The organism is Pseudonocardia sp., from assembly GCF_025965585.1.
In the GTDB taxonomy this organism is placed as follows: Bacteria; Actinomycetota; Actinomycetes; order Mycobacteriales; family Pseudonocardiaceae; genus Pseudonocardia.
Genome location: NZ_JAOPWR010000297.1, coordinates 15,103 through 28,380, shown reverse-complemented (window position 1 = coordinate 28,380; position 13,278 = coordinate 15,103). Strand labels below are relative to the sequence as shown.

Annotated in this window: 17 protein-coding genes; 6 read left to right on the top strand and 11 right to left on the bottom strand. The window is 73.1% G+C overall.

All coding sequences use genetic code 11. The features are described 5' to 3' along the window. Positions 1–339: 339 nt before the first annotated feature. Positions 340–558: a hypothetical protein gene (locus JWR81_RS18445; RefSeq protein WP_297653993.1), complete on the top strand. Its 219-nt coding sequence runs from the start codon at positions 340–342 to the stop codon at positions 556–558. 74 nt (positions 559–632) lie between these two features. Here JWR81_RS18445 and JWR81_RS18440 read toward each other — a convergent pair whose 3' ends face one another. The 5 genes from JWR81_RS18440 to JWR81_RS18420 form a co-directional block, all read right to left on the bottom strand. Next, the gene (locus tag JWR81_RS18440; protein ID WP_297653977.1) at positions 633–1,091 is read right to left on the bottom strand and encodes a Rieske (2Fe-2S) protein; all 459 of its coding nucleotides are present in this window, start codon (positions 1,089–1,091) and stop codon (positions 633–635) included. Then, positions 1,088–1,249, bottom strand: coding sequence for a hypothetical protein (locus JWR81_RS18435; RefSeq protein WP_297653962.1), 162 nt, complete (start codon positions 1,247–1,249; stop codon positions 1,088–1,090). The genes JWR81_RS18440 and JWR81_RS18435 overlap by 4 nt, the downstream gene beginning before the upstream one ends. After that, positions 1,246–1,923 (bottom strand): hypothetical protein, encoded by a 678-nt coding sequence (locus JWR81_RS18430; protein ID WP_297653959.1) that lies wholly within the window; start codon positions 1,921–1,923, stop codon positions 1,246–1,248. The genes JWR81_RS18435 and JWR81_RS18430 overlap by 4 nt, the downstream gene beginning before the upstream one ends. 111 nt (positions 1,924–2,034) lie before the next feature. Continuing rightward, positions 2,035–2,628 carry a response regulator gene (locus JWR81_RS18425; RefSeq protein WP_297653956.1) on the bottom strand — a complete coding sequence of 198 codons (594 nt, stop codon included), beginning with the start codon at positions 2,626–2,628 and terminating at the stop codon, positions 2,035–2,037. A gap of 137 nt (positions 2,629–2,765) precedes the next feature. Beyond that, positions 2,766–3,179, bottom strand: a complete 414-nt coding sequence (locus JWR81_RS18420; protein ID WP_297653944.1) for a response regulator transcription factor — start codon at positions 3,177–3,179, stop codon at positions 2,766–2,768. 151 nt (positions 3,180–3,330) lie between these two features. On the opposite strand from JWR81_RS18420, the gene JWR81_RS18415 reads away from it, so the two are divergent. From JWR81_RS18415 to lepB, 5 genes are all read left to right on the top strand, one after another. Continuing rightward, a complete protein-coding gene (locus JWR81_RS18415) occupies positions 3,331–4,017 on the top strand; it encodes a response regulator transcription factor (RefSeq protein WP_297653941.1) in 687 nt (228 codons plus the stop codon). Beyond that, positions 4,014–5,363, top strand: coding sequence for an ATP-binding protein (locus JWR81_RS18410; RefSeq protein ID WP_297653938.1), 1,350 nt, complete (start codon positions 4,014–4,016; stop codon positions 5,361–5,363). The genes JWR81_RS18415 and JWR81_RS18410 overlap by 4 nt, the downstream gene beginning before the upstream one ends. Positions 5,364–5,479: 116 nt before the next feature. Next, entirely contained in the window at positions 5,480–7,057 is a 1,578-nt protein-coding gene (locus JWR81_RS18405; protein WP_297653935.1) for a multicopper oxidase family protein, read from the top strand. A 20-nt stretch (positions 7,058–7,077) separates the two neighbouring features. Next, complete coding sequence (locus JWR81_RS18400) at positions 7,078–7,554, top strand: hypothetical protein (RefSeq protein WP_297653932.1); 477 nt, start codon at positions 7,078–7,080, stop codon at positions 7,552–7,554. Next, positions 7,530–8,072, top strand: a complete 543-nt coding sequence (lepB, locus tag JWR81_RS18395) for a signal peptidase I (RefSeq protein WP_297653929.1) — start codon at positions 7,530–7,532, stop codon at positions 8,070–8,072. Before JWR81_RS18400 ends, lepB begins: the two co-directional genes overlap by 25 nt. An 8-nt stretch (positions 8,073–8,080) precedes the next feature. Here the strand turns inward: lepB and JWR81_RS18390 are convergent, their stop codons facing one another. From JWR81_RS18390 to JWR81_RS18365, 6 genes are all read right to left on the bottom strand, one after another. Continuing rightward, positions 8,081–8,707: a response regulator transcription factor gene (locus tag JWR81_RS18390; RefSeq protein WP_297653919.1), complete on the bottom strand. Its 627-nt coding sequence runs from the start codon at positions 8,705–8,707 to the stop codon at positions 8,081–8,083. Continuing rightward, entirely contained in the window at positions 8,704–10,215 is a 1,512-nt protein-coding gene (locus tag JWR81_RS18385; RefSeq protein ID WP_297653917.1) for a histidine kinase, read from the bottom strand. The genes JWR81_RS18390 and JWR81_RS18385 overlap by 4 nt, the downstream gene beginning before the upstream one ends. A gap of 97 nt (positions 10,216–10,312) precedes the next feature. After that, on the bottom strand, positions 10,313–11,182 hold the full coding sequence (locus tag JWR81_RS18380; RefSeq protein WP_297653914.1) for a hypothetical protein: 870 nt from the start codon (positions 11,180–11,182) through the stop codon (positions 10,313–10,315). Further along, positions 11,179–11,889, bottom strand: coding sequence for a DUF6390 family protein (locus JWR81_RS18375; protein ID WP_297653912.1), 711 nt, complete (start codon positions 11,887–11,889; stop codon positions 11,179–11,181). Before JWR81_RS18375 ends, JWR81_RS18380 begins: the two co-directional genes overlap by 4 nt. Then, complete coding sequence (gene hypD, locus JWR81_RS18370; RefSeq protein WP_297653910.1) at positions 11,873–13,000, bottom strand: hydrogenase formation protein HypD; 1,128 nt, start codon at positions 12,998–13,000, stop codon at positions 11,873–11,875. The genes JWR81_RS18375 and hypD overlap by 17 nt, the downstream gene beginning before the upstream one ends. Further along, on the bottom strand, positions 12,997–13,272 hold the full coding sequence (locus JWR81_RS18365; RefSeq protein ID WP_297653908.1) for a HypC/HybG/HupF family hydrogenase formation chaperone: 276 nt from the start codon (positions 13,270–13,272) through the stop codon (positions 12,997–12,999). The genes hypD and JWR81_RS18365 overlap by 4 nt, the downstream gene beginning before the upstream one ends. Between the last annotated feature and the right edge of the window lie 6 nt (positions 13,273–13,278).

The following is a 13,278-nucleotide window of genomic DNA, read 5'->3' as shown; positions in this document are numbered from 1 at the left end:
TCAGGAAATGGGGTGGTCCATACCCCAAATCGCAGGGATGCCGCTTTCCGGAAACCGTCTACGATTTATTTCGTGTTCAATGATCCGAATGCCTTTTTCGGTCGATCTGTCCGATTGACGGCTCTTGCGGCCGCCGTGGCACTCGGCGGGTGCGGCTCTCCCGGCGCGCCCGCCCCGGCTCCACCCGGGGTCGCGGTCGCCCCCGCGGCACCGGACGACGGCGGCAGGCACGGTCGCGGAGGCGGCGGGGGCGCCGACGCCGCGAGAGTGTCCTGGCCGGCAGGTGTGCCGGTTCCCGCGGGCCGGATGCAGCAGTCGACCACCGGGCCGGGGCTGTGGATGACCACCGTGCTCATCGCCGCCGGGCTCGACGCGGCCTGCCGGGCCGCCGCAGGCACCTACGAGGCGGCCGGCTGGACCATTACGAGCGCACCGGCGGACGGGGCCTCGGGGCCGACGGAACTGCGGGGGCCGGGCTATGTCGCCACGATCGTCTGTACGGCGGCCGACCACAGCCCTTCGGAAACACTCGCGACCGTGCACCTGGCCGTCGGCTGAACGGCGCGGTGCGCGTCACGGGCAATTCTCAGTGTTTTCTTGGAACCGCCGGCCGGACGATTCCGGGACAAGGCTCAGGTCAGCGTGACGATTCCTCCGGTGACCGTCACCGCGACCGGGGGAAGGGGCTTCGCCGCCGGGCCGTTGGCGACAGAACCGTCGAGGTGGTACTTGCTGCCGTGGCACGGGCAGTCGATCGTCGCGTCGGCGACCTTGGCCACCACGCACCCCTGGTGGGTGCACACCGCCGACAGCCCGACGTAGGTGCCGGCCGTGGCCTGCGTGACCACGACCTTCTTGTCGGCGTAGATCCTGCCGCCGCCGACCGGGATGTCGGCCGCCGGTCCGAGCGCGACCGGCGCCGAGGCCGCGCCGCCCGCCGGCGACGACACGGTCGGGACGGGCACGCTCGCGGGACTCGGGGCCGGCCCCGCGCAGCCGGCGGCGAGCAGACCGGCGCCGAACGTGGCGGCGCCGGCGACGACCGCGCGCCGGTTGACGGCGCGGTCGGTCTCGTGGAGGGGCTGGGTCATCGGAACGCTCCTGGTCGATCGTGTCGGACGGGGACGAGATCAGATTGGTCGGGTCCGGGCCGCTGCCGCTCGCGCACCTCGAGGAAGCCGCCGAGGAGCAGCGCGATCGGCACGCTCACTCCGATCCAGGCGACGAGGACCACGAGCAGCACGGTCATGGCCGGACCTTCCCGATGTGCAGGGCGTGTTGGAGCAGCGCCACCAGCTCGGCGGCCTCGACGGGGACGACGACTGCGGCGTCGCGCCCGAGCGACCGCAGCAGCTCGGCCGCGCGGCGCGCCGACACGTCGTCGAGACCGCTGGCGATCGTCAGGCCCGCAGGCCCGGCGCCGGACGGTGCGACGGCGAAGCCGAGGTCGTAGTCGCGGCCCGCGCGCAGCCCTGTGAGCAGCTCGACCGTCGCGGCCAGCAGCTCGCCCTGCTCGCCCACCCGGGCCGCGCCGTGCACGATCACGAGCGTCCCGGGACGGACGTGGGGGGCGATCGCGACCGCGGCGGCCTCGAGCGCGACGGCTCCGGTCGGGTCCTCCGGGCTGGTGCCGGGCGCGACCACGGCGACGTCGAAGCCGGAGCAGGCGCCTGGGTCATCGGTGATCCGGCAGTGCCCGCGGGCGAGCGCCGTGGACAGCGCGGCCGCGGTGGCGTCGCTGTCCGCCAGCTGGGAGACGAGTCGGACGACGTTGCCGGGCTCCCCACCGAAGCCGATGGTGCGGAACCCGGCGGCGACGGCGTCGCGGGCGAAGGCCAGGCCGACGTGGCCGAGGCCGGTGACGCACAGCCGGAGGTCCAGGGCCTCCGCGGCGGGCGGCAGGTGTTCGGGTGATGCGCTCATCGACGCTCCCGGGTCGGGCGAGGCTGCGCCGGACCGGCTGGGGACCCGGTCCGGCGTCTCGCTCTGGTGACTGTGGCCCACCGATGCCGCCGTCACCATCGGACGTTGGTCCTAGGACCCGTGCCGCGCGAGGTGCTCCCGGCCCCACAGCGCCGCCTGGACCCGGTCCGACGCGCCCGCGGCCCGGTACACCTCACCGAGGTGGGCCTTGACCGTGCGCTCGGTGATGCCCAGCGCCTCCGCGATCTGCCGGTTGGTGCGGCCCGCGCTGAGCAGACCGAGCACCTCCCGCTCGCGGGGGCTCAGCATCGCCCGCCCGCCCGCCGCCGCCACGGCGCCGGAGCCCCGCGCGGGTGCGGACCTGATGGAGTCGAGCACCTCGTCCACCTCGGCGTCCTTGAGGACGACGGCGGTGGCCCCCGCCTCCAGTGCCTCGGCGACCCGGCCGTCCACCGCGCCGGTGAGCACGACGACCCGCACGTCCGGGTCGTGGTCGGCGATGAGCCGGGTGGCCCCGACCCCGTCGAGCACGGGCATACCGATGTCCATGAGCACGACGTCGGGCCGGTGGCGGGCCGTCAGGTGCAGGGCCTCGTTGCCGTTGGAGGCGACGCCGACGAGCTCGATGTCCGCGGCCGTGTCGACCAGCCGGACGAGGCCCTGTCGCACGACCGCATGATCGTCGACAATCAACAACCGGATCATCGGCGTCCCTCCCTCGGATCACCGCCGTCGGCTCGACGGCAGGTGGCACGGGGAAACGATCTCCGCCGCGGGCAGGCGCAGCAAGCCCCAGCGGTGGGGGCGCCGCGGCCCTCAATACAGGGGAACCCGCGGGAGGGTCAGCCGCGGTGCCGCAGGGTCTCGGCCGCCCAGTGCGACCACGCCGTGCCCCCGGCCGCGATCGTCCGGATTGCGTCCACGAGCTCCTCCGGGTGGGCGCCCTTGAGCACGTAGCCCTGCGCGCCTGCCCGCTGAGCCTGCAGGACGGCGTCCCCCGACACCGAGGTGGTGAGCATCAGGACCCGCGACGCCGGCCGGGCGGCCATCAGGGCCGTGGTGGCGGCGATCCCGTCCGTGCCGGGCATCGCGATGTCCATGACGATCACGTCGGGAGCCAGTGCGGCCGCGGCGGCGACGACCTCGGACCCGTCCGTGCACATGCCGACCACGAGGAGGCCGTCGGTGGACGCGAGCAGGAGTGACAGCCCGGCGCGGACCGCGGGGCTGTCGTCCACCAGCAGCACCCGGGTCACCGTTCTCCTGCCGTCGAGGGTCGTGCTCCTGGAGGGTCGAGATCAGCTCCCGATCGGACCAGCCCCAATTCTAGGGACATGCCGGTTTCGCACCACTCGTAACGTTGTGCACGCAACGAGCGAACCCATTGCGGACGAAGCGGACGGGCCCATGAGTGCAGAACGAGTCTACGACGACGCAGTCGCGCGGATCAGCGCGCCGGCGCTCCGCGTGCTGATCGTGGACGACCACCAGACCTTCGCCGAGCTGCTGTCCTACGCCCTGTCCACGGAGCCCGACCTGCAGTGCATCGGCACCGCGGGCAGCGGCGCCGAGGGCGTGGCGATGGCCCAGGACCTGCAGCCCGACATCCTCGTGATGGACATCGAGATGCCCCGCCAGGACGGGCTGACCGCCGCCCGCCGGATCCGCGAGGTCTCCCCGCACACGATCATCGCCGTCGTGACCGCGCACCGCGACCCCGACTGGGTGGTGCGCGCGACGCAGGCCGGCGCGTCGGCGTTCATCCCGAAGAACGGATCACTGGCCGAGATGCTCGACGTGCTGCGGCGGGCGCGGCAGGGCGGGATGCTCGTCGCACCGTCGGCGTTCGCGGTCGGCACCGCGGCGTCGGCCTCGTCGAGCCGGGCTGCTCCGGCGCTGACCCAGCGGGAGCGCGACGTGCTCGCCTGCCTCGGCCGCGGCATGGCCCCGAAGGCGATCTCGCGCGTACTCGGGATCAGCATCAACACCTGTCGCGGCTACGTGAAGTCGCTGCTGTCCAAGCTCGAGGTGAACTCCCAGCTCGAGGCCGTGGTGAAGGCGCAGGAGCTCGGTATGCTCGAGTCGCGCGAATGACGGCCGCGGCGGCACTCCGCCGCGCGGGCATGCGGGGAGCCCCGGACGTCCGCCGCCGTCTGCTGGCCTTCGTCGGCACGGCCGTGGTGGTGCTGCTCGTGATCGGCCTCGGCACGATCGTGATCGCCCGCGAGGTCGCCCAGCAGGAGGCTCTCCGCGACGCGGAGCGGACCACGACCAGGCTCGCGTCGCTCGTGGTGGAGCCGCTGCTCGTCGACGCCCTGTCCGGCAACGCGGCGCGACGCGACGAGCTCGACCGGGCCGTCCGCGTGCGGCTCACCGACGGCACGATGGACGAGCTCGTCGTCTGGGAGCGGGACGGCACGATCGTCTACTCCGACCGGGCGGAGAACATCGGCAGGAGGATCGACCTGCCGGAGCTCGCCCTCGAGTCGATCGACCGCGGCCGGATCGCCTCCGACATCGACTTCGGCGACGAGACGGGTGACCTCCCCACCGACACGCGGTACGTGGAGGTGTACACGCCGCTGGCGCTGCCGGGTCAGCAGCCGCTGGCCTTCGAGGCGTACTACAACGCCGACCGGGTGGACGAGCGCGCCGCGTCGCTGGCCACCCAGCTCATCCTGCTCGCGCTGGTGCCGCTGGTCCTGCTGCAGCTCGTCCAGATCCCGATCGCGGTGTCGCTGGCGCGGCGCGTCGCCCGGCACCAGAGCGAGCGGGCCTCGCTGCTGGAGCGCGCGCTGTCTGCGTCGGACCGGGAGCGGCGGGCCATCGCCTCCGACCTCCACGACGGTGTCGTCCAGGACCTCGCCGGCGTCGGCTACGCGCTCGGGGCGCTCGTCCCGGCGGTGCCCCCCGATCGGCGCGGCATCGCCGACACCTGCTCGAGGTCGGTCCGAGGGGCGGTCGACACGCTGCGCATGCTCATGGTCGACATCTACCCGCCCGACCTGACCGGTGCCGGGCTCGCGGCCGCCGTCGACGGGCTCGCCGCATCGCTGCGCGCGGCCGGCACCGCGGTGACCGTGACGACCACGCCGCTGCCCCCGATGGACCCCGAGGCCGCCGCAGCGGTCTACCGCGTCGCGCGGGAGACACTGACGAACGTGGCCAAGCACGCCCGTGCCGAGACGGTGCGGATCGAGCTGGGCCCCCTCGGTGAAGGCCCCGAGACGGCCTGCGGAGCGGTCCGCCTGCGGATCACCGATGACGGTGTGGGCCTGCCCGTCGACGCGATGGACCGCCGCGACGGGGGGCATCTCGGGCTGCACATGCTCATCGACCGGCTGGCCGACCTCGGCGGCCGGTTCACCGTCGACGCCGGCCCGGACGGAGGCACCACCGCCGAGGCGGTCGTTCCCACTCGTCCGGGTGTCGGAGCGTAAGGGTCGAATCCCTCAAATCAGGGGTGATCTCTCCCCCCCACTTCCGGCTGCCCCCGCGCGCCCCGGCACGCGAGGCTCGGTACAGCTTTGAAGTCAGCTGACCCGAGGACGGACACATGACCCCGCACAGCCTCAGCCGACGCGACATGCTGAAGATGTCGGCGCTCGGAGCCGCGGCGCTGGCCCTGCCCTTCGAACGGATCGTGCGCGCCAAGTCGATCTCGCGGATCGCCTCGAGCAAGCTGCCCCGGCCGTTCACCGTTCCTTTCGCCGTTCCCCCGGTGGCCGAGCTGGTCAAGAGCGATGCGACCACGGACTTCTACCAGATGACGATGCGGCAGAAGAAGATCGAGATCCTGCCCGGCATCGGCACCACGATCTTCGGCTACGACGGCATCGCACCCGGCCCGACGATCCGAGCGACCCAGGGGCGCCAGGTCGTGGTCCGCCACATCAACGGACTGCCCGCGAAGCACCCGTCCCTCGGCTACACGCCGTGGACGTCGGTGCACCTGCACGGCTCGGCCTCGCTCCCGCAGTACGACGGCTACGCCAGCGACATCACCAACCCCGGCCAGTACAAGGACTACGTCTACCCGAACATCCAGCCGGCGCGGTCGCTCTGGTACCACGACCACGGCGTGGGCCACACGGCCGAGAACGCCTACATGGGGCTCGCCGGGTCCTACGTGCTCACCGACCCCGTCGAGAAGGCCCTGCCGCTGCCGACGGGCCGCTACGACGTGCCGCTGGTCATCGCCGACAAGATGTTCGCCGAGAACGGCGAGCTCATGTACGACGACGCGAGCCACTCGGGTCTATGGGGCGACGTCATCCTGGTCAACGGCAGGCCGTGGCCCCGGATGGCCGTGGAGCGGCGCAAGTACCGCTTCCGCATCCTCAACGCCTCCCTCTCCCGCGGGTACCGCTACCGGCTCTCGACGGGCGAGCCGATGACGGTGATCGCCACCGACGGCGGGCTGATGAGCGCGCCGCAGCAGGTGTCGGAGATCCGCCACGGCATGGCCGAGCGCTACGACATCGTGGTCGACTTCGCGAAGTACGAGATCGGCCAGCGCGTGGTGCTGCAGAACCTGGGGGTCAAGAACTCCACCGACTACGACACCACGAAGCAGATCATGGCGTTCGACGTCACCGCCGAGCCCACCGACGGCACGAACAACGACGTCCCGGGCGTGCTCGACCCGACGCCGAGCGCGATGGACCTCACCCCGGCGATGGCGACGGCCAACCGCAAGCTCGAGGTGATCCGGAGCAACGGGCAGTGGTCGGTCAACGGGGTGACCTGGGAGGACGTCGTCAAGTCCGACTACACGAAGGTCATCGGCAACCCCAAGGCCGACGCCGTGGAGATCTGGGACGTCACCAACAGGTCCGGCGGCTGGTTCCACCCGGTGCACATCCATCTCGTGGACTTCCAGATCCTGTCCCGCAACGGCGCCGCGCCGCGGCCGGAGGAGCGCGGGCCCAAGGACGTCGTCTACGTCGGCGAGAACGAGACCGTCAAGCTGATCATGAAGTTCGAGCACCGCACCGGCCGGTACATGGTCCACTGCCACAACCTGCCGCACGAGGACCACGACATGATGACCCAGTTCGAGGTCGGCTCCGGCGGCCCGGATCCCGTCACGGCGGCCCCGGCGAAGCCGCTCTCCGCGGCCACGCCCCTCTGACGCGGGATCCGAGGCCCACCGTGTCCGATCTCCTGACGTCCCCGGCGGCGCCGGTCCGCACGGACCGCTGGACGCTCGCCGCCGCGGCCGTCGTGACGCTCGCCGGCGCGCTGCACCTGGTGGCCGCGCTGGAGCACCTCGGCCACGACGTCCGCTTCGCGGTGTTCTTCCTCGGCGTGGGGGCGGCGCAGGTGGCCGCAGGCCCGTCGCTGCGGCGCGGGACGGCGCCGGCCGCAGCCGTCACCGTCCTGGCCGGCTCCGTCGGGCTGGTGCTGCTCTACCTCTACAGTCGCACGGTCGGCCTGCACGTCGGGCCGCACGCCGACCGCCCGGAGGACCCCGACGCGCTCGGGCTCGCCGTCGTCGCGTGCGAGCTCGTCGCGGTGGCCGCGGTGGCGGCGCTGCTGCCGCCCCGGGGGCGGGCACGGGTGGTGAACGCCGTGTTCGCGGTCGGCCTCGGGGTGTGGGGGCTGTGGCTCTCCGGCGCACTCGCCTGAACGGCCGGGCGGCGGCCCGCACCTGGCTCGCCCGCGGGCTGCTGGCGGCCGTGGTGGCGCTGGTGGCCGGCGTGGTCACGGGCGTCGTGCCGTTCGAGCCCGTACGGGTGCCGACCGACAGCATGGCGCCGACCCTGCAGGCGGGCGACCAGGTCGTCCTCGACCACCGGTCCCGCCCCCTCCGGGCCGGGGACCTCGTGGTCGTCCCCGACCCGGACGACGGCACCCTGCTGGTCAAGCGCGCGGTGGCGCTCGGCGGGCAGTCCGTGGGGCTCGCGAGCGGCGTCCTGGTGGTGGACGGGGTGCCCGTCGCCGAGCCCTACGCGGACCTCACCCACCAGGAGGGCGTCTGGTTCGGACCCGTGACGGTTCCGCCGGGTGCGGTGTTCCTGCTCGGCGACAGCCGCGCCACCTCGATCGACTCGCGCCGGTTCGGCCCGGTGCCCGTGACGTCCGTGGTCGGGCACGTCACGGTGCGGCTGTGGCCCCGCCCGGGGCCGCTGCCGACAGCCCGATGACGGCCCGGTCAGCCCGCTGGCGGCAGGGAGTCGTGCGCCCACAGTGCCGCCTGCACCCGGTCGGTGACGCCGAGGCACGACATCACCCTCGTCAGGTGCGCCTTCACCGTGCGTTCGCTGATCCCCAGTCGCCGCGCGATCTGCTTGTTCGCCAGTCCCTCGGCCACCAGGCGCAGCACGTCGAGCTCGCGGGGCGTCAGCTCCTGCTCCGGCCGCCTGCGCAGCTCGAGCAGGACGCGTCCGGCCCGGGGGTCGAGGGGGGCGTCGCCGGCGTGGGCGGCGCGGACGGCGTCGAGCAGCTCGTCGGGCGAGACGTGCTTGAGCAGGTACCCGCGGGCCCCGGCCGCGAGCGCCGCGCGGATCCGGGACTCCTCCCCCAGTGACGTCAGCACGACCACGCGCACGTCGGGATGGCGGGCGGTGATCGTCCGGGTGGCCTCGACCCCGTCGACGCCGGGCATCGCCAGGTCCATCAGCACGACGTCGGGGAGCAGCTCCGCCACCATCTCCACGGCCTCCGCGCCGCCCGCGGCACGCCCGACGCAGGTGATGTCGGCGGCGGAGTCGAGCAGGCACTCGAGCCCCTCGCGGACGATGGCGTGGTCGTCCACCACGAGAGTTCTGATGGGTGTCACAGCGGGACCTCCAGGCGCAGCGTGGTGCCCTGCCCGGGCCCCGAGTCCAGCAGCAGCGCCGCACCCTGCTGCGACGCCATCGCGCCGAGGGCGCGCAGCCCGAGGCCACCGGGCCCGGTGGTGAGCCGGTCCGGATCGCAGCCCGTGCCGTCGTCGGTGATGCACAGGACCAGCACGCCGGCGTCCACCCCGAGCTCCACGGCCACCGCCCCGGCTCCCGCGTGCTGCACCACGTTGCACAGGCCCTCCTGCGCCACCCGGTAGACGAGCTCGACCCGGTCGTGGTCCAGCTCGGGGAGCGCCGCGTCGACGTCGAGAGCCGGCTCCACGCCGGCCGGCACCAGCCGGGCCACCAGGTCCGAGAGCGCGGCGTGCAGTCCCTCGTCGTAGAGGTTGGGCGGGTAGATCTCCACCAGCAGCGAGCGCAGCGCGCGTACCGAGTGACGGATGCGCTCGGCCGAGTCGGCGATCTGGGCCGGGTCGATCGGGCGTCCGGCGGGGGTGCGCGTCGCCGCTCCGAGCAGGAAGGCGACACCGGCCAGGTCCTGGACGACCCCGTCGTGCAGGTCGCCCGCGATGCGGCGCCGCTCGTCCTCCACCACCGACAGGCTCCGGCGGAGCGCCTGCTCGCGCTGCGCCCGGGTGCGGCGCAGCCGGCGGGCCAGCACCATCGCGATGGGCACCTGCAGCAGCTCCAGCAGGACGAGCGCGCCGATGCCGAGCGGCAGGAACCGCATCCAGATCCGCTGGGCCGCGTCGGTGATGTCCGTGTAGCGGGAGTAGACCTCGAACAGGAGCGGCACCCCGGAGGGCGTCCGCATGGGCAGGTAGACCTCGAGGAGCTGCACGCCGGGGCTCTCGAACCGGTTCTCCGGGGAGGTCAGGTCCGAGACGCCGGCGTCGGCATCGGAGCCGCGCAGCGCGGCCTGCTCGTCCGCGCCCAGCGGGAAGCGGTTCCCGATCAGGCGGGGCTCGTCGGAGTAGACGATCCGGCCGGTCTCGTCCCAGAGCTTGACCCGGATCATCGATCCGTCGAGGATGTTCGCCCGGACCACCGTGTCGAGCCGGGCCAGTGCCGCCGGGTCCCCGATGAGCACGGCGTCGCCGAGCACCGGGGTGACCACGCTGCGGGCGACGGACTCGGTGGCCGAGACGGCCGCGTCGACGGCGTCGTCGGACGCGATCATCCGGCTCATCCAGACGCTGACCAGTGCGACGACCAGCACCGAGATCAGGGCGGTCACGAGGTAGGGCAGGGCGATGCGCGGCGCGGGATCGGAGTCGCCCGGCCGGGCCGACCCGGGATCGAGGTCGAGCCGGCCCGCACGGCGGCGCGTGGGTTCGACCGGGACCTGGTGCCGGCCGGCCGGTGACGCGGGGTCGGGCGGCGTGCCGTCCGCCGGCCGGGCCCGGCCGTGGCGGCCGAGGAGCGGAGGCCGGTGACTGCCGGTGGCGACGATCCGCATCGGGGGCGCCGCGGGCGGCCCGGTCCGGGCCGGGCCGGTCACGGGCGGGCGAGAACGGCTGCGGGGCGTGTGCCCACGATGCCGGCCGCTCGAGAACTCACCAGCAGATCGTCCGGCCGCACGCGCGTAGCGGCCAGCCTCAGCCTGGCGGCCGCCCGACCCCCAATCCGGGGGGACGGGACTCCACCGTCAGCAGTTCGGGGTCGAACGTCGCCCGCGCCGCCACCGACACGGACGCCGCCTCGACGATCAGCGCGGCGTCGGCCTCGCGGCCCTTCGGGATCTCGATCGCCACGCTGTCGGGACCGTCGCGATGCGCCATGAGCCAGTCGTAGAGCAGCCAGTCCAGGGCGCACGCGACGGCGAGCGGATCGGCGTCGGCGGCCGCCGCACCGGCCATCACCGAGCGCAGGGCCTCCCGGTGCTCCTGCAGCGACGCCTCCTTGTTCGTGCCGGAGCTGTCGAAGAGCAGCATCGCGAGCGTGAGCGGGTAGCGCTGCCCCGTCTCGGTGCGGACGATCCAGCGCCCGCCCTTCCACTGCTTCTCCGGGTCGACGGCGGTCATCTCCCCGAACCCGCCGACGACGCCGAGCGACGGGTCGTCCAGCTCCCCGTCGAGGGGGGCGGGGCCGAGCAGGTCGAGGGGTTGCCGCGCCCGGATGCTGAACAGCACGGCCGTCCCGATGATCAGGCCGGACCGGACCTCCGCCACCAGCCCCGTCCGATCCAGCGCCACGGCGTACTCGTGGCAGAGGCGGTCGAGCACACGGTGCAGCTCGCGCAGGTCCTCGCGCTCGGGCCCGGTCGGACGCCGCCCGCCGCCGAGCACGTCGCCGAACCGACCGGCGGCGATGACCAGCGCGTCGTCGAGGGCCTCGAGGTGGGTGGCGACGAGCCGGTCGGGCTCCTCGTCACCGACCGCGAGGTCCGGCAGGGAGATCGGGCGTCCCTCCGGGGTGACCCAGTGGAAACCGATCTGCCCCTCGTCCTGCGCGATCCGGGGCCTCACGCCGCCAGTCTCCGGTTGGTCGAGGCCAGCTCACGCTTCGTGCTCTGCTCCAGTGCCTCGACCTGGTCGGGCGTCAGGCGGTCGCAGACGAGGTCCCAGTGCAGCGCCAGCGTCTCCCCGGGTTCGGCGTCGGCCGGCAGCTGCTCGACGGTCGGCTCGGCCAGGCCCAGCGCCGTCCCGTCCCAGCTCAGACGCCGCGACGACACGGTGACCTCGTCGCCCTCCCGGGAGACAACGGTGCCCCAGCGGATCCGGCAGCTGTCCAGGACGTGCAGCGGCTGCTCGACCATCCCCGTCCCCAGCAGCCGCGACCACGGATAGACGCCGAACACGTGGAAGCCGTGGTCGGGCGCGCCGTCGGCCAGCAGCTCGGGCGTCAGGTGCGTCCAGTAGTGGCCGGCCTGCGGCCCGATCACGGCGAGCAGCTCCGCGCCGAACCGCGCGTGGTCGACACCCAGGTCGCGGCCCAGCCAGTAGGCCTCGACGAGCCGCGCGTCGAGAGGGTCGTCCACGCCGGTGAGGCGCGCCAGCACCTGCAGGTACGGCCAGGCCCCGGAGAACCGGCGCGCGGCCGCCCGCACCTCCTCCTCCGACCGGCCGACCCCCGACGCCGGCCCGCAGAAGCCCAGCGCGTTCGGGGCGTGGGCGTAGCGGGCGAACAGCGCCCATCCCGAGGTGACGGGGTCGCTCTCAACCGCGGCTGACAAGCTCCGCCGCCTCCCGGTGCATCCGCCCGAAGTTGTAGTACGCGGCGCAGGCGCCCTCGGGCGAGACCATGCACGTCCCGATCGGCGTCTCCGGCGTGCACGCGGTGCCGAACACCTTGCACTCCCACGGCTTCAGCACGCCCTTGAGCACCTCGCCGCACTGGCACGCCTTCGGGTCGGCGACGCGGACCCCGGGCATCGCGTAGCGCACCTCGGCGTCGAACTCGGCGTAGTCGGCGTTCAGCGCGAGCGCACTCTGCGAGATGAAGCCGAGCCCGCGCCACTCGAAGTGCGGGCGCAGCGTGAACACCTGCCCCATCAGCGCGAGCGCGGCCGGGTTGCCGTCCTCGTGCACCACGCGGGAGTACTGGTTCTCGACCTCGCAGCGGCTCTCACGCAGCTGCTGGAGCAGCATCGTCACCGACGCCAGGATGTCCAGCGGCTCGAAGCCCGCGACCACGATCGGCAGCCCGTACTGCTCCGGGACGAACCGGTAGGGCTTGTTCCCGACCACCGTCGAGACGTGGCCCGGGCCGAGGAAGCCGTCGAGCCGCAGGTCGGGCGACTCGAGGATCGCCTTGAGCGGCGGCACGATCGTCACGTGGTTGCAGAAGACGGAGAAGTTGCTCAGCCCCAGCTCGCGGGCCCGCACCAGCGTCACCGCCGTGGACGGCGCGGTGGTCTCGAACCCGAGCGCGAAGAACACCACCTGCTTCGACGGGTTCTCCACGGCCAGCTTGAGCGCGTCCAGCGGCGAGTAGACGAAGCGGACGTCGGCGCCGCGGGCCTTGGCGTCGAGCAGCGACCCGTTCGAGCCCGGGACGCGCATCATGTCGCCGAAGCACGTGAAGATCACGCCGGGTTGCTCGGCCAGCCACATGGCGTCGTCGACGCGGCCCATCGGGATCACGCACACCGGGCAGCCCGGCCCGTGTACGAGCTCCACGTTGGAGGGCAGCAGGTGCTCGATGCCGTGCCGGTAGATGGTGTGGGTGTGGCCGCCGCACACCTCCATGAACTTGTAGTGCCGGTCCCGGTCGGCCAGCACCTCGATGGCCCCCAGCAGCTTCCGGGCAGCGGCCGGGTCGCGGAACTCATCAACGAATTTCATGCCGAACCCGCCGTTTCCCTGAATGCCGCCAGCTCATCGGTGTAGGCCGCCCCGAGCTGCTGCACCGCAGCGAGCGTCAGGAGGGCCTCCTTCTCGTCGATCTTGGCCATCGCGAACCCGACGTGGACGAGCACCCACTCGTCCGGATCGGGCAGGTCGTCGGCCAGCAGGCGCACGCTGATCGTGCGCTGGACGCCGCTGACGTCCACCTTGGCGAGACAGTTGGCGGCGTCGGTGAGCTCGACGATCCGCCCCGGTATCCCCAGACACATGGCGGT